This window comes from Georgenia satyanarayanai (genome assembly GCF_023715365.1).
Classification (GTDB): domain Bacteria; phylum Actinomycetota; class Actinomycetes; order Actinomycetales; family Actinomycetaceae; genus Oceanitalea; species Oceanitalea satyanarayanai_B.
In genome coordinates this window covers 44,710-60,004 of sequence record NZ_JAMBNZ010000003.1, presented here as the reverse complement: position 1 = coordinate 60,004, position 15,295 = coordinate 44,710, and the positions used below count along the sequence as shown (strand labels likewise).

Annotated in this window: 14 protein-coding genes and 1 pseudogene; 10 read left to right on the top strand and 5 right to left on the bottom strand. The window is 74.4% G+C overall.

The window, feature by feature from the left end; translation table 11 throughout:
- The first annotated feature begins 20 nt into the window (after positions 1-20).
- The 3 genes from folP to M3148_RS04425 are packed head-to-tail and all read left to right on the top strand — an operon-like array spanning position 21 to position 2,208.
- A complete protein-coding gene (gene folP, locus M3148_RS04435) occupies positions 21-884 on the top strand; it encodes a dihydropteroate synthase (RefSeq protein ID WP_308203212.1) in 864 nt (287 codons plus the stop codon).
- On the top strand, positions 881-1,753 hold the full coding sequence (gene folK / locus M3148_RS04430; RefSeq protein ID WP_251303461.1) for a 2-amino-4-hydroxy-6-hydroxymethyldihydropteridine diphosphokinase: 873 nt from the start codon (positions 881-883) through the stop codon (positions 1,751-1,753). Before folP ends, folK begins: the two co-directional genes overlap by 4 nt.
- A complete protein-coding gene (locus tag M3148_RS04425; RefSeq protein ID WP_251303460.1) occupies positions 1,753-2,208 on the top strand; it encodes a DUF3180 domain-containing protein in 456 nt (151 codons plus the stop codon). Before folK ends, M3148_RS04425 begins: the two co-directional genes overlap by 1 nt.
- 90 nt (positions 2,209-2,298) lie before the next feature.
- Here M3148_RS04425 and M3148_RS04420 read toward each other — a convergent pair whose 3' ends face one another.
- Complete coding sequence (locus tag M3148_RS04420; protein WP_251303459.1) at positions 2,299-3,255, bottom strand: DUF559 domain-containing protein; 957 nt, start codon at positions 3,253-3,255, stop codon at positions 2,299-2,301.
- A gap of 244 nt (positions 3,256-3,499) precedes the next feature.
- Between M3148_RS04420 and M3148_RS04415 the strand changes: the two genes are divergently transcribed.
- The 6 genes and pseudogenes from M3148_RS04415 (at position 3,500) to M3148_RS04390 (ending at position 9,146) form a co-directional block, all read left to right on the top strand.
- Entirely contained in the window at positions 3,500-4,015 is a 516-nt protein-coding gene (locus M3148_RS04415; protein WP_251303458.1) for a PH domain-containing protein, read from the top strand.
- Positions 4,012-5,850 carry a PH domain-containing protein gene (locus tag M3148_RS04410; RefSeq protein WP_308203211.1) on the top strand — a complete coding sequence of 613 codons (1,839 nt, stop codon included), beginning with the start codon at positions 4,012-4,014 and terminating at the stop codon, positions 5,848-5,850. Before M3148_RS04415 ends, M3148_RS04410 begins: the two co-directional genes overlap by 4 nt.
- 74 nt (positions 5,851-5,924) lie before the next feature.
- Positions 5,925-6,854: pseudogene (locus M3148_RS04405) on the top strand (Rossmann-like and DUF2520 domain-containing protein); the annotation flags it as partial.
- Positions 6,855-6,896: 42 nt separating this feature from the next.
- On the top strand, positions 6,897-7,739 hold the full coding sequence (panC, locus tag M3148_RS04400) for a pantoate--beta-alanine ligase (RefSeq protein ID WP_251303779.1): 843 nt from the start codon (positions 6,897-6,899) through the stop codon (positions 7,737-7,739).
- A 2-nt stretch (positions 7,740-7,741) separates the two neighbouring features.
- On the top strand, positions 7,742-8,224 hold the full coding sequence (panD, locus tag M3148_RS04395; protein ID WP_251303456.1) for an aspartate 1-decarboxylase: 483 nt from the start codon (positions 7,742-7,744) through the stop codon (positions 8,222-8,224).
- A 1-nt stretch (position 8,225) separates the two neighbouring features.
- Positions 8,226-9,146, top strand: a complete 921-nt coding sequence (locus tag M3148_RS04390) for an AEC family transporter (protein ID WP_251303455.1) — start codon at positions 8,226-8,228, stop codon at positions 9,144-9,146.
- 78 nt (positions 9,147-9,224) lie between these two features.
- Here M3148_RS04390 and M3148_RS04385 read toward each other — a convergent pair whose 3' ends face one another.
- On the bottom strand, positions 9,225-9,917 hold the full coding sequence (locus tag M3148_RS04385; RefSeq protein WP_251303454.1) for a uridine kinase family protein: 693 nt from the start codon (positions 9,915-9,917) through the stop codon (positions 9,225-9,227).
- Positions 9,918-10,103: 186 nt separating this feature from the next.
- Here M3148_RS04385 and lysS point away from each other — a divergent pair, with 186 nt between their 5' ends.
- Complete coding sequence (gene lysS / locus M3148_RS04380) at positions 10,104-11,549, top strand: lysine--tRNA ligase (protein WP_440136901.1); 1,446 nt, start codon at positions 10,104-10,106, stop codon at positions 11,547-11,549.
- A 5-nt stretch (positions 11,550-11,554) separates the two neighbouring features.
- On the opposite strand, the gene M3148_RS04375 is transcribed toward lysS, so the two are convergent.
- From M3148_RS04375 to M3148_RS04365, 3 genes are all read right to left on the bottom strand, one after another.
- Complete coding sequence (locus M3148_RS04375; protein WP_251303451.1) at positions 11,555-12,379, bottom strand: DUF4349 domain-containing protein; 825 nt, start codon at positions 12,377-12,379, stop codon at positions 11,555-11,557.
- An 86-nt stretch (positions 12,380-12,465) separates the two neighbouring features.
- Positions 12,466-13,488 carry a YihY/virulence factor BrkB family protein gene (locus M3148_RS04370; protein WP_251303450.1) on the bottom strand — a complete coding sequence of 341 codons (1,023 nt, stop codon included), beginning with the start codon at positions 13,486-13,488 and terminating at the stop codon, positions 12,466-12,468.
- A gap of 80 nt (positions 13,489-13,568) precedes the next feature.
- On the bottom strand, positions 13,569-15,242 hold the full coding sequence (locus M3148_RS04365) for a VWA domain-containing protein (RefSeq protein ID WP_251303449.1): 1,674 nt from the start codon (positions 15,240-15,242) through the stop codon (positions 13,569-13,571).
- Between the last annotated feature and the right edge of the window lie 53 nt (positions 15,243-15,295).

Below are 15,295 nucleotides of genomic sequence, written 5' to 3'. Positions count from 1 at the left end.
CCGCCCCCTATCCTGGGCCGGTGGGCAGCTCTCGAGCACGTGCCGCCGACCTCGCGGGGGTCGGCCGGACGCTCGTCATGGGCGTCGTCAACGTCACGCCCGACTCCTTCTCCGACGGCGGACGCTGGGACCGCCCGGACGCCGCCCTCCGCCGCGCCCGGGAGCTGCTCGCGCAGGGCGCCGACGTCCTCGACGTCGGCGGGGAGTCCACCAGGCCGGGCTCGGAGCGCGTGCCGCCCGCCGCCGAGATCGACCGCGTGCTGCCCGTCGTCACCGAGCTGGCCGGCGACGGCGCCGTCGTCAGCGTCGACACCGTTCACGCCGAGACGGCCGAGGCCTGCCTGCGGGCGGGCGCCGTCGTCGTCAACGACGTCTCCGGTGGGCTCGCCGACCCCGACATCCTCGCCGTCACCGCCCGCCACGGCGCCTGGTACGTGCTCGGCCACTGGCGCGGGGACCCCGCGACGATGAACGAGCGCGCCGTGTACGACGAGGTCGTCAGCGAGGTCTGCACCGAGCTCGCGGCGCGGGTGGAGGTGGCGCTGGGCGCGGACCTGGACCCTGGGCTGCTCGTCCTGGACCCCGGCCTGGGCTTCGCCAAGGACGCCGGGCACAACTGGCAGCTCCTCGCCCACCTCGACCGGCTCCAGGCGCTCGGCTACCCCGTGCTCGTCGGCGCCTCCCGCAAGCGCTTCCTCGGCACCCTGCTCGCGGGGGACGACGGCACGCCTGCGCCGCCCCTCGCCCGCGACGCGGCGACGGCGGCCGTCTCCGCGCTCGCGGCGGCCGCCGGCGCGTGGGGCGTGCGCGTCCACGAGGTGCCCGGCAGCCGCGACGCCGTGCGGGTGGGCGACGCGCTCGCGGCCGCGAGGGGGGCGTCATGACCGACCGGATCACGCTGACGGGGCTGCGTGCCCGAGGCCGGCACGGCGTCCTCGCCGCCGAGCGCGAGCTGGGCCAGGAGTTCAGTGCCGACGTCGTCCTCCACCTCGACACCCGCGCGGCCGCCGCCGGTGACGACCTCACCCGGACGGTCAACTACGCCGAGGTCGCGCGCGAGGTCGTCGACGTCCTCGCCGGGCCGCCCGTCGACCTCGTCGAGACGGTCGCGGCGACCATCGCCGAGCGGGTGCTCGCCCACCCGAGGGTGCTCGCCGTCGACGTCACCGTCCACAAGCCGCAGGCACCGGTCCCGGTGCCCTTCGCCGACGTCACCGTCCACGTCCACCGCCGGGCCGACGACGCCGACGGCGCGCGTGACGTCGTCGTCGCCCTCGGCGCGAACCTCGGGGACGTGCGGGCCACGCTCGCCGCGGCGCTCACCCAGCTCGCGCAGCACCCGCGGGTGACGGTCGCCGCCGTCTCCCCGCTGCTGCGCTCGCAGGCCCTCACCCTGCCCGGTGCGGGGCCGCAGCCGGACTACCTCAACGCCGTCGCCGTCCTGCGCACCGACCTGCCGCCGCGCGAGCTGCTCGCGCTGTGCCAAGGGCTGGAGCTGGGCCACGGGCGGGTGCGCGGGGAGCGCTGGGGCGCGCGGCCGCTGGACCTCGACCTCGTCGCGGCCGGCGCCCTCACCTGGCAGGACGCCGACCTCACCCTCCCGCACCCGCGCGCCCACGAGCGCGCCTTCGTGCTCGCGCCGTGGGCGCGGGTGCAGCCGGAGGCAGTGCTGCCCGGGCTCGGTCCGGTGGCCGAGCTCGCCGCCGACCTCGGGCCGGTCGACTGGGTGGCCGAGAACTGGTGGGAGGCCTGATGCGCCGGACGAGCTGGCAGACGCTGCTGGGGACGGGCGTCGTCGTGGGCGCGGTCTCCTACCTGGGGCTCACCGTGCTCGAGACGCGCACGGGGACCGTCGTGCCGGTGTCGGCGCAGACGTGGCTGGTGCTCGCCGTCGTCGCCGTCGTCCTCCTCCTCCTGGGCCGGTCGGTGCGCCGCCTCACCGAGGGGCGCGCCACCCGCATGGACCACCTGCGCGCGGCGCGCGTGGCGATGTTCGCCAAGGCCTGCTCGCTGTGCGGCGCCGCCTTCACCGGCTACTTCGCCGCCCAGGTGGCCGTCGCCTGGACCAACATCTCCGCCCCCGCGCTGCGTGACCACGCCGTCTGGTCCGGCGCCGCGGGCGTGGGCGCCCTGGCGCTCCTCGTGGTGGCCCTGATCGTCGAGCAGTGGTGCCGCCTCCCCCCGGAGGACGACCCCGAACCCGCCTAGCCCCCTCTCCAGCCCCCCCCCCGCGCATATGCGCGAAAATTACTGCCGTTCTGGCGCGCAGCGTGCAGTTTTCCCGCATATGCGGAGAGGTCAGGAGGAGCGGCCGGGGAAGTGGCGAGCCCAGGTGGTCGACAGAGCCGGGACGGGTGCGCCCGCTGCCTTCATGGCGGTCACGATCCGGGCGAGGGTCTGGTCGGGGTGCTGGTAGATGTCTGCCGCCCTGATGACGATGATGCGCCAGCCGATGGAGTCGAGGTACTCGCGCCGGGAGACGTCGTGGTCCCACTGCGCTGGGTCCTCGGCGTGGTGTCGCCCGTCGTACTCGAAGCCGAGGAGCGCCGCGACGTAGCCCATGTCCAGGCGGTAGACGACGGTGCCGTCCTCGAGCCGGATCTCGATCTGCAGCTCGGGCTCGGGCAGACCGGCAAGGACCACGAGCATGCGCAGGCGTGTCTCCATCGGGGACTCGACCCCGGGCCGGACGTACATGCTGGCACGCCTGGCTGCCACGCTTCCCTTGCGCCTGCTCGCGAGGCAGGCGGCTCGCAGCTTCTCGGGCGCCGTGTGGCCGTTCCTCACCAGGCTGTCCCCGACAACGACGAGGTCCACGAGGCTCAGCCGTCGTGCCAGGTCGATGAACGTGTGCTCCGGCGAGGTCACCCGGACGCCGCGGACGTGGTGCTCGGGGACCAGGCCCTGGTCGACGTGGAAGGTGATGCCGTCCACCGCATGACGCTCAGCGGCGGTGGCCACGCTGACGTGGATGTCGGCGTCCTCGGGAACCGCGGCACCCCACAGCCGTGCCGCCGTCGTGAAGCTGGCCACGGCTCCCTGCCCCGTGAGTGCCAGAGCGGCGTGAGCACGCGTCCACGTGTCGTCGGCCGCGTCGACGGGGAAGTGGACGCCGTGGAACACGCGGCGGTAGGCCTTGCGTCGGAGCAGGGACGGGCTGAGCCCGTGGGCGGCGACGTCACGGGTGAGGAGCGGCGTGACGCAGTCCTTCTCGGCGGCCCGGGCGAAGGAGGCGGGGACAGGGTCGGTGGACATGGCAGCACTCTCACGCCGTCGTCGGCCCTCAGTCCCGGCCTCAACGGGAGACGGTGGACCGTGCCGCCCCACCCGTGCCCCGTGGAGCACCCGTGCTCCGGCGGAGCCCGACCGCCCTCACCAACCCCGCATATGTGGGAGTCCTACTGCTGCTGAGGACCACTGGCCGCGATATTCACCCATATGCGAGGGGTGGGGGGAGGGTGTGGGAGGCTCTCGGTGCTGACCGACGAGAGGACCACCCATGAGCGACATGCCAGACCGGCGAGGTGCGATGCGCGACCCGTTCGCACCTGAGGGCCTCATCTTCACACCCGTCTCGGCCGGCCTCATCAAGGTGCGGCTCATCTCGGTGGCGGTGTGGCTGGGACTGCCGCTCGTCGTGCTCATCGTCCTCGCCGTCCTCTTCCCCGGATGGTGGTGGTCCATCCCGATCGGCGTGCTCGTCCTGCTCGTCGCATGGCTGGGCTGGCTCGTCCCGCGTCAGGTGCGCTCCGTCGGCTACGCCGAGCGCGAGGAGGACCTCCTCATCCGCAAGGGCATCCTCTTCCGCCAGCTCACCGTCGTCCCTTACGGCCGTATGCAGTACGTCGACGTCCAGGCCGGCCCTCTCGACCGGTGGGCGAACGTCGCCAAGGTCCAGCTCCACACGGCCTCGGCGCAGACCGACGCCTCGATCCCCGGCCTGCCGCCGGAGGAGGCCTCCCGGCTGCGTGACCGCCTCAGCGAGCGCGGCGAGTCGAGGCTGGCCGGCCTGTGAGCACCGAGCAGCAGCCGGCTCCCGAGGAGCACGTCGACTGGCGGCGGGTGCACAAGGTCACGCCCGTCCTCAACGCGTGGAAGGTCATCGTCGCGCTCTTCGCGGTGCTGATCTGGCAGAACACCCAGCTCCTCGCCGAGGTGTGGGAGGACCGCGACACCGTCAACTGGACGCTCGTCCTCCTCATCGGCGGCGGCGCCGTCCTCCTGCTCCTCCTCGTCCTCACCGTGTACTCGGTGCTGTCGTGGCGGATGATGCGCTACGCCGTCGGGCGCGACGCCGTCTTCCTCCACAGCGGCATCCTCTTCCGCCAGCAGCGCCACGCGCGCCTCAACCGCATCCAGGCGGTGGACGTCGTCCAGCCGCTCCTCGCGCGCCTCTTCGGGCTGGCCCAGCTCAAGATCGAGACGGCGGGCGGCACCGGCTCGTCGGTCGTCCTCGCCTTCCTCAAGGAGGAGGAGGCCCAGCGGCTGCGTCGAGAGGTTCTGGACCGTGCCGCGGACCGCGGTACGACGACGACGCCGGCACCTCCGTCGGGCGGTCAGCAGGCTCCCGCCGGCGCTCCCGCCGTCACCCCGCCCCGGCCCGACGGCGAGCGGGAGCTCCTCACCGTCCCCACCGGCCGGCTCGTCGGCTCGCTCATGCTCTCGGGCTCGATGATCGCGCTGGTGCTCGTCCTCGTCGGCCTTCTCGTCGCGGCGATCGCCGCCGAGAGCTTCGCGCCGCTCGCCGGTGCGCTGCCGGGCTTCATCGGTTGGGGCACCTACCTGTGGGGCCGGTTCACCGGCGGCTTCAACTTCCGTGCCGCGATCTCCGCCGACGGCATCCGCCTGCGCTACGGGCTGCTCGAGCAGCGCACCCAGACGGTCCCGCCGGGGCGCATCCACACGGTCGGGCTCAAGCAGCCGCTCCTGTGGCGCCGCCGCGGCTGGTGGCGCGTGGAGGTGAACGTCGCGGGCTACGGGGGTCTGGAGAACCAGATGGAGTCGACGACGGGCACCGTGCTCCTGCCCGTCGGCTCCCGGGGCGACGCGCTGACTGCCCTGTGGCTCGTCCTGCCCGACCTCGGCGTCCCCGGCCCGCAGGCCGTCATCGACGCCGCGCTCGAGGGTTCCGGCGACGCCGCCGGCTTCGCCACGAGCCCCCGCAGCGCCCGCTGGCTCGACCCGCTCTCGTGGCGGCGCAACGGAATCCAGCTCACCGAGAGCGCCGTCCTCATGCGCACCGGCCGCTTCAACCGCGCGCTGGCGATCGTGCCGCACGAGCGCACCCAGTCCCTGGCCCTGAGCCAGGGGCCGCTGGAGCGACGCGTCGGGATCGCCAACGTCGTCGCCGCTACCGTGGGCGGCTCGGTCGCGACTACCGCGCACCATCTCGAGCAGATGACGGCGCTCGCCATCCTCGGGGAGGCCTCCGAGCGCTCCCGCGCCGCCCGCCACCGAGAGTCCCCCGAGGAGTGGATGCGCCGCGTGGGCCTCGTCGGCCGCGTCGACCAGCAGCCCGGCGCCGACGTGCCTCCGCCCCCCGTGGGCGGCCCGGTCCACGTGGCCCCGACGGGATCGCCCGTCCAGGCGCCGCCCGTGGGCCAACCCGTCCAGGGACCGCCGACGGGTGTGCCGGTGCCGGCACCGCCGACGGGTGCGCCGGTGCAGGCGCCTCCGGCCGGACCGCCCGTGCAGGCCGCGCCTCCCGCCGGCGCGCCCCCGAGCCCGCCGCCGCCCGCCACCGCGCCTCGCGACGACGTGCTGCCGCCTCCGGAGCCGCCGGCGCCTCGCGACGACGTGCTGCCGCCGCCGGCCGGGCCGCCGGTCCAGGGTCCGCCCACCGGCCGCTGAAAACGGCCGGCGGTGTCGGACGTCACCGGCGCCGTGCCGGCGGGCGGGGCGATAATGACGCGGTGACCGCGAGCGTGCCTGGAGACGTCCCGCCGTCGTCCCGACCGGGACGACTCGGCGTGGGCGTCGTCGGCGCGGGCCGCGTCGGCGCCGTCCTCGGCAGCGCGCTGCGGGCCGCCGGGCACAGCGTCGTCGGCGCCAGCGCGGTGTCCGAGGACAGCCGCGACCGCGTCGACGCGCTCCTGCCTGGGGTCCCGGTGCTCGAGGTCCCCGAGATCGTCGAGCGCGCCGAGCTCGTCCTTCTCACCGTCCCGGACGACGCCCTCGCCGGTCTCGTCCAGGGCATCGCCGACACCGGCGGCTGGCAGGCCGGACAGATCGTCGTCCACACCGCCGGCCGCTACGGCACCGGTGTCCTCGCGCCCGCGCAGCGCGCAGGAGCGATCCCCGTGGCCCTGCACCCCGCGATGACCTTCACCGGCACGAGCATCGACCTCTCCCGGCTCGTCGGCTGCCCCTTCGCCGTCACCGCGCCCGCGCCGGTGCTGCCGATCGGCCAGGCGCTCGTCGTCGAGATCGGCGGCGAGCCCGTGGCGCTGCCGGAGTCGGCACGCGCGCTCTACCACGCGGCCCTCGCGCACGGCGCCAACCACCTCGTCACCCTCGTGACCCAGGCGATGCGCGTGCTCGGCCGCGCCGGCGTCGACGAGCCGGGGCTCTATCTCGGCCCGCTTCTCACCGCGGCCCTCGACGGCACCCTGCGCGACGGCGAGCTCGCACTCACGGGTCCCGTGCTGCGCGGGGACGCCGGCACCGTCGCCGAGCACCTGGCCAGCCTCGTGGCCGTCGCGGCCGAGGACTCCGGCCTCGCCGACCTCCCCACGGCCTACCGCACCCTCGCCCGCGTCACCACGCAGCGGGCCTGGTCGGCGGGCCGCCTCACCGACTCCGCCGCCCAGCTCCTGCTCGACGCGGTCGCCGAGGCCCCCGTCCCGGCCCAGCCGGCAGCCGACGACGACGCAGCCGCGGAGCCCGCGCCGTCGCCCGTGCTCGTGCGCACCCGGGCGGACCTGCGGGAGGTGCTCGACCGGCAGCGCGGGACGCGCGCCGTCGTCATGACGATGGGTGCGCTGCACGAGGGGCACCTCGACCTCGTGCGCGAGGCCCGGCGCCGGGCCGACCACGTCGTCGTCACCATCTTCGTCAACCCGCTCCAGTTCGCGCCGGGGGAGGACCTCGACGCCTACCCGCGGGACCTCGAGGCGGACCTCGCCAAGCTGGCCGACGTGGGCGCCGACGTCGTCTTCGCCCCGGACCCCGGGACGATGTACCCGAACGGCGACCCGCGGGTGCGGGTGGAGCCGGGCCCGCTCGCGACCGTCCTCGAGGGCGCCACCCGGCCCACCCACTTCGCCGGTGTCCTCACCGTCGTCCTCAAGCTCCTCCACCTCACCAGGCCGCACGTGGCGCTCTTCGGGCAGAAGGACGCTCAGCAGCTCGCGCTCGTCCAGGCGATGGTGCGCGACCTCGACGTCGACGTCGAGGTCGTCGGCGTGCCGATCCGCCGCGAGCCCGACGGCCTGGCGATGAGCAGCCGCAACGCCTACCTCGGCGACACCGACCGGGCCGCCGCGCTCGCGCTCTCCGGCGCGCTCGACGCGGCCCGCGGGGTCGCCGCTGCCGGGGCCGAGCAGGTGCTGGCTGCCGCGCGCGAGCGTCTGGCCGCCGAGCCGGACGTGCGGCTCGACTACCTGGAGCTCGTCGACCCTGAGACGATGGAGCCCGTGCCCGTGGACGCGAGCGGCCCCATCCTCCTCGTCGCCGCCGCCTGGGTCGGGACCACCCGGCTCATCGACAACACGATTCTCGACCTCCGGAAGGACGAGTGACGATGCCAGCGCCCAGCTCGCTGCAGCGCCCCATGCTCATCGGCAAGATCCACCGCGCCACCGTGACCGCGGCCGACCTCCACTACGTCGGCTCCGTCACCGTGGACGCCGACCTGCTGGACGCCGCGGACCTCCTGCCCGGCCAGCGGGTCGACGTCGTCGACATCACCAACGGTTCGCGGCTCACCACCTACGTCATCCCGGGAGAGCGGGGCAGGGGCGACATCCAGATCAACGGGGCGGCCGCCCACCACGTCCACCCCGGCGACCTCGTCATCCTCATCGCCTACGGCATGCTCAGCGACGCCGACGCGCGCAGCTACGAGCCGTCGGTCGTCCTCGTCGATGAGCGCAACCGCATCCTCGACGTCGGCCAGGAGCCGGCTCAGCTGCCCGCCGCGGCGGACGAGGTGCCTTACCACGTCGAGCCCAGCGGCGTCCCCTTCGCCGACTACCGCGCCGAGGCAGTCACCGGGCCACGCTGAGGTGATCGGCGTCCTCGAGGGCTTCGCCGCGCTCGCAGCGCTCATCGCCCTCGGCGCCGTCCTCGCGCACGTCGGCTTCCTCACCTACGCCAGCCAGACGATGCTCGTCCGGCTGGCCTTCTGGGTGGCCAGCCCCGCGCTGCTGCTCACGGTCGTCGCCGACGCCGACGTCCGCGCCGTCTTCTCGGCCAACCTCGTGGCGACCGCGGGCGCCGTCGCCGGGGCGCTGACCCTCTACCTGCTCGTGTCGCGGGTGGTCGCGCGGCGGCCGGCACCGGAGACGGTCGTTGCCGCGCTGTGCTCGATGTACGTCAACGCCGCGAACCTCGGCCTGCCGGTCGCGGCGTACGTGCTCGGGGACGCCGCGCTCGTCGCGCCCGTCATCCTCCTCCAGCTCGTCGTGCTGCAGCCGCTCGCCCTCGCGGTCCTCGACCGGACGACGTCCGGAGGCGGGACGGGGGCGCGGCGCCTCGCCCTGCGCACGGCCCGCAACCCGCTCATGCTCGGCGCGGTGCTCGGGCTCGTCCTCGCGCTCACCGGGCTGCAGCTGCCCAGCATCGTCCGCGCGCCCGTCGACCTCCTCGGCGGGATGGCCGTGCCGGCGATGCTGCTCGCCTACGGGGTCTCGCTGCGGCTGGGTCCCAGGCCGGGGGCGGGCTCGCCGGCGCGTGAGCTCGTGCTCGTCGTCGGGCTCAAGCTCCTCGTCCAGCCCGCCCTCGCGTACCTCATCGGCATGGCGCTGGGCCTGCAGGACACCGCCCTCTACGCCGTCGCCGTGCTGGCGGCGCTCCCCACGGCGCAGAACGTCTTCGTCGTCGCCAGCCGCTACGACCGCGGCGTCGTCCTGGCCCGTGACGCGATCTTCCTCTCGACGATCGGCTCGGTCCCGGTGATCCTCGCGATCACCGCCCTCCTCGCATGACCACCGCCCCCTCTCCGCATATGCGCGAAAAGTGCGGTGTCACGCGCGCCGAGGCCGTGCTTTTCCCGCATATGCGGACTAGGGGTGGGTGGCCAGCGAGCGGATGTACTGCTCGGCCTCGGCAACGCGCATCCTGCGGGCGCCGCGACGCTCGAGCTCGGCGACCTTCCCCGGCTCGATGCGCGCAAGGTTGAGGCCGCGGCGCAGCAGCGTGAGCGGGGGCTTGCGGGCCTCGCCGAGGTCGCGCAGGAGCCGGAACCAGAAGGTCTGCAGGCGCGGGCGCCACAGGCACAGCGCGTCCGCGAGGATGTCCTCGTCGCGGCACTCGGCGATGAGCTCGGCGGCGAAGATGCCCTCGGCGAGCACGATGGGGCTGCCGCCGGCGTCGAACTGGGTGATCGTCGTGCGCCGGTTGGTCGGGATGTCGTAGAGCGGCACCTCCGCGCGGCCGGTGCGGGCGATCTCGAGGAGCGCGGCCAGCGCCCCCTCGCGGTCCCAGCTGCGCGGATCGTCCCAGTCGACGATCCCGTACCGGCGCGGCAGCTCGGGGTGGTCGCCGTCGCGGTAGAAGTCGTCCAGCGAGACCACCGGCAGGCCGAGCCGGCCGGTGAGCGAGGTCTTGCCCGAGCCCGAGGGCCCGGTGAGAAGCACCACCCGCACGGGCGTGCGGCGAGCACCCGGGGGGATGTCGAAGAGGCCGGGCTGGCTGACGGCGTCCGCGCCGGGACCGGGCTCTGCGTCGCCTGTCGCGCCGATGCTCGTCGCGCCCATCACCCATCCCCTCGTGCGCCGCCTCGGCCCGGCGCGTCCGGACGAGGATAGCGCCGGGCCCGGCCCCGACGTGCTGCTGGATAGGATCGGGGGGTGAGTGAGACGACCCCCACCGTGCCGGCCCCCGAGGACCACGACCAGGACGTTCCCGAGCAGGTCCGGGTGCGTGCCGAGAAGCGCGCCCGGATGCTGGCCGAGGGTGTCGACCCCTACCCTGTCACCCTCCCGGTGACGACGACGATCCCCGCCGTCCGGGCGAGGTACGCCGGACTCGCCGCCGGGGAGGAGACCGACGACGTCGTCGGCGTCGCCGGGCGGGTCATGTACCTGCGCAACACGGGCAAGCTGTGCTTCGTCACGCTCCAGAGCGGGGACGGCACGCGCCTGCAGGCGATGCTCTCCCGCGCGGAGGTCGGGGAGGAGGCGCTGGCCTCCTTCAAGGCCGACGTCGACCTCGGTGACCACCTCTTCGTCCAGGGCCGCGTCATCGCCTCCCGCCGCGGGGAGCTGAGCATCTTCGCCGACTCCTACCGGCTGGCCGCCAAGTCCCTGCGCCCGCTGCCCAAGACCTACGAGACCGAGGACGGCGAGCAGGTCGCGCTCTCCGAGGAGGGGCGCGTGCGCCGCCGCCACCTCGACCTCATCATGCGCCCGGCCGCCCGCGACATGGTCCGCACCCGTGCCGCCGTCGTGAGGTCGCTGCGCCGCCACCTCGACGAGCGCGACTTCCTCGAGATCGAGACGCCGATGCTCCAGGTGCAGCCCGGTGGGGCGGCCGCACGCCCCTTCGCCACCCACATGAACGCCTACGACGTCGAGCTCTACCTCCGTATCGCGCCCGAGCTCTTCCTCAAGCGGGCCGTCGTGGGCGGGATCGACCGTGTCTTCGAGATCAACCGCAACTTCCGCAACGAGGGCGCCGACTCCAGCCACTCCCCGGAGTTCGCCATGCTCGAGGCCTACGAGGCCTACGGCTCGTACGACACGATGGCCGAGCTCACCCGCGACCTCGTCCAGCAGGCCGCGCAGGACGCCTTGGGGACCACCACCGTGCCCCTGGCGGACGGCAGCGAGTACGAGCTCGGGGGCGAGTGGGACGAGCTGTCCCTGTTCCCCTCGCTCAGCGCCGCCCTCGGTGAGGAGGTCACCCCGCAGACCTCGCTCGCGGAGCTCACCCGCCACGCCGAGCGTCTGGAGGTGCCCGTCGCCCCGCACTACACGCCCGGCAAGGTCGTCGAGGAGCTGTGGGAGCACCTCGTGGGCGACCACCTCCACGCCCCGACCTTCGTCCGCGACTACCCCGTGGACACCTCCCCGCTCACCCGCGAGCACCGCTCGGTGCCGGGCGTCGTGGAGAAGTGGGACCTGTACGTGCGCGGCTTCGAGCTCGCCACCGCCTACTCCGAGCTCGTCGACCCGGTCGTCCAGCGCGAGCGCTTCGCGGCGCAGGCGCTCGTTGCCGCCGCGGGTGACCCGGAGGCCATGGTCCTGGACGAGGACTTCCTCCAGGCGATGGAGCAGGGCATGCCGCCGGCCGGTGGCATGGGGATGGGCATCGACCGCCTCCTCATGGCCCTCACCGGCCACGGCATCCGCGAGACGATCACCTTCCCGCTGGTCAAGCGCCTCTGACGGCGCTAGGCCGTCGCCGGCTCCCGGCGCCGGCGACGGCGCAGCGCGACGACGACGACGGCGAGCGGCACCCCCAGGGCGACGAGCCACGGCAGGACTGCTCCGAGGACGACGAGCAGCCCGCCGGCGAAGCCGACGAGCGCGGCCCAGCCGTCCTGCAGGCCGCCGACGAAGCCGCCGGTGGCGAGCTGGACGGGACTGTCCGCGCCGACGCTCACGTGGAGCGAGGACATCGCGACCTGCTCGCTGAGGTGGGCGCGCTCGGCCTGCAGCGCCTCGAGCTCGGACTGCCGCTCGCTCAGCGCGTCCTCCGCGGCGAGGAGCGTCTGGCTCGAGTCGGCCTCGGCCATGAGGCCGAGGAGCCGCTCGGTCGAGGTCTCCAGGGCGGCGATGCGGGCGTCGAGGTCGCGCCCCTGACGGGTGACGTCCTCGGAGGAGATCGACAGGTCCAGCGTCTCGCCGACGGCCTCGAGGCCGTCGATGACGCCGGTGAGCTCGGCCGCGGGGACGCGGACGGTGAGCCAGCCCGAGGCCTCGGCCTCGTCCGTGGCCGCGTGCTCGGCGCGCTCCTCGACGTAGCCGCCCACCCCCTCGACGAGCCCGACGACCTCGTCCATCGCGGTGAGCGGGTCCGCGGCGACGAGCGTGAGGGAACCCGTCGTCACGACCTCCCGCGGGCCCGGGTCCGAGTCGGCGGCCTCCTCCACGGCCATGTCGGCGCCGCCCGCCTCGCTCTGCGCGCCGCCGCTGTCGTCGGCGCTGCCACCCGAGCACGCGACGAGGCCGAGCAGGACCATCAGGCCGAGCACCGCTGTCCGCAGGAGTCTCATGCCCGGACCGTAGCGACTTCTGGCCGTGGGTGGCACCGGGGTGGCCGAACCGTGACCGGACCGGGACCGGGGCGTGACGTGGGCGGCTACTCCCGCCCGTCCGTCCACGACTCGCGCAGGCTGCGGGCCCGCGCCTCGTCGGCGGTGCGACGGGCTGCGGCGCGGTGGCTGGCGCGCTCGTCGCGGACGTCCACCTGGATGCGGCGGTCGGCCTCGACGCCGCTGACGAGCTGGCGGGCCCGGGCCAGCTCGCGGTCGAGCTCGGCGCCGAGGAGGAGGGAGATGTTGATGAGCCACAGCCACAGGACGAGGACGACGATGCCCGCCAGGGTCGCGCCGTAGGTCGTCTCGAAGTACCCGGCGAGCCGCAGGTAGAGCTGGAAGCCGAAGGACGCGACGAGCGCGATGCCCAGCGCCAGGAGCGAGCCGGGGGAGACGAGCCGGAAGCGCTGGTACCGGACGTTCGGCGTCGTGAAGTAGAGCAGGGAGATGACGACGAGCCCGGCGAGCAGCACGACCGGCCAGCGGGCCAGCTCCCACACGGTGACCGACGCCTCCACCTCCAGCGTCTGGCCGACGGCCCGGGCGACCGGGCCCGACACGACCGCGAACAGCGTGACGAGGGTGGCGAAGACGACGAGGACGAGTGTGGTGAGCAGGTGCCAGCCGATCAGCTGCAGCGCCGGGCGTCCCTCCTCGACGCCGTAGATCCGGTTCATCGCCCGGCCGAAGGAACCGACGTAGCCGGCCGCGATCCACAGCGAGGACCCGACGCCGAGCGCGAGCGTCCACCCCGCCGCGGGGTGCTCGAGCACGGAACGGACGGGCTCGCTGATGACGTCGAGCGCGTCCTCGTCCGGGGCGAGCTGGCTGACGATCTCGAGCATCGTGTCGGTGCTCGCCGGTCCCTGCCCGGCGAGGGCGAGCACGGAGGTGAGCATGATGACGAGCGGAGGGATCGCGAGGACGGAGAAGAGCGTCAGCGCCGCGGACCGGTCCAGGCACTCGTCGGCGAGGAAGTCGCGCAACGCCTTGCTCATCATGAAGCGCCGCGACGGGCGTCGTCCCGCTCTCGTCGCGGTCCGGTCCGGGACTGCCTGCTGCGCCATCGGGCCTCCTGCACATACGGAAGCACGAAGGACGGCGCGCCGCGCGACGGCGGGCCCAGCGGCACCTCGTGGCCGGCGCCCTACCCGGGGCGGGGGCGGTGGGTGAGCGCGTCGACGAAGACGGTGCGGATGTCGGCGGGGTCGCGCGCGAGGTAGCTGCGCCCACCGGTCTGGGCGGCGATGAGCCGCAGCACCTCCTCGTCGGCGCCGGGCCCCATGCCGACGGTGATGACGGGGATCGGCCGGCTCGGGTCGATCCGGGCCTGCAGCTCCGCGAGGAGCTCGTCCAGGGAGATGCCGTCGTCGTCCTCGTTGACGCCGTCGGTGAGGAGGACGACGGAGTTCACGTACCCGGGCTCGTAGGTGTCCTGCACCTGCCGGTAGGCGGCGAGCACGGTGTCGTACAGGCCGGTGTCCCCGCCGGGGCGCGCGTGCTCGGCGAGAGTGTCGGTGGCGGCGAGCAGCTCCTCGCGGTGCCCGCCGCCTCCCTCCTCGCCGTGGAGCGGGGCGATCGGTGCGAGCTCGGTCCAGTCGGTGCCGCCGGGGTGGTCGGTGGAGAACACCCACAGTCCCACCTGGGAGCTCAGCGGGAAGACGTTCAGCGCGGTCTGGGCGGAGGCGCCGGCGAGGGCGATCCGCGTCTGGTCGCCGGCCGGTTGCAGCATCGAGCCGGAGACGTCGATGACGGCGAGCATGCGCATGTCGACTGCGACGGTGCGCCACACCGTCACGACGGCGTCAGTCTCGGCCGCCGTCGGCTGCGGCAGCGGGGCGACCGCGTCCGCGGGGATGCCGGGGAGCTGCGGCCCGGTGTCGTCTCCGGGGGCCCGGAAACCGGCCGCCCTCACGTCCGCCGCACCGGCCTCGTCGGTGAGGGCCTCCTCGAGCGCGGCCAGCGCGCCGCGCATGCCCACCCCGTTGTCGGTGCCGGGCAGCGGCACCCACGTGAAGGTGAGGGCGCCGGTCCCCTCGGCCGGGACGAGGGCCTCCAGCGGGGTGACGACGTTGCCGGCGCGCTGCCCCGCGACCTGCTGCTCGGTGGCGACGACGGCGGGTGCTGCCTCGGCGTCATCGCCCGCGTAGGTGAGGAGCTGGTCCGGGTCGGCGACGAGCCGGGACATCTGGATCATGGCCGCGCCGAGGAGCTCGTCGCCCTCGGGCGTGCCGCGCAGCGCCGCGTGGGCGGAGTGGAGGAGGAGCAGGCTCGCCGTCGACGTCACGGGGTCGGCGATCCGCGGGACGAGCGGGCCGGTGAGGATCTCCCGCCACGGCTGCGTCCCGCCCGCGCCCGTCGACTCCGCCAGCGTCGCCGGGACGGCGACGAGGACGGGGGTCGTGGCGAGGACCGGGCCGGCGGTCAGCGCTGGAGCCTGCGGGTCCTGGTTGACCCGCTCCACCCACACCTCGGAGTCGGGGATCCACACCCGGGAGGGGACGACGCCGCTGCGGACCTGCTCCGCCGTGGCCGCCGAGGAGCTCGTGGCGACGGCGAAGGTCGTGCACGGGTCCTCGTCATCCAGCCGGTCCGCGGCCGCCACGACGACGGGAGCGAAGTCCGGAGTGGTGGTCACCGGGACGGTGAGCTCCTGCGCGCAGCCGCCGCCCGTGGGCGCCGGCGTCCCGGTCGCGGCGGGCGCGGCGCCGTCCTCGCGCAGGAGGGCCCAGGCGAGCAGGGCGAGCACGACGACGACCACGAGCGCGCCGAGGACTCGCGCGAAGGTGCCCCCGCCACGCGTCGTCGCGTCATCGGCCATGCTGCCAGAACCTAGCCCCTCGACGCGTCCACGGGAAGAGGCCCGCCGACGGA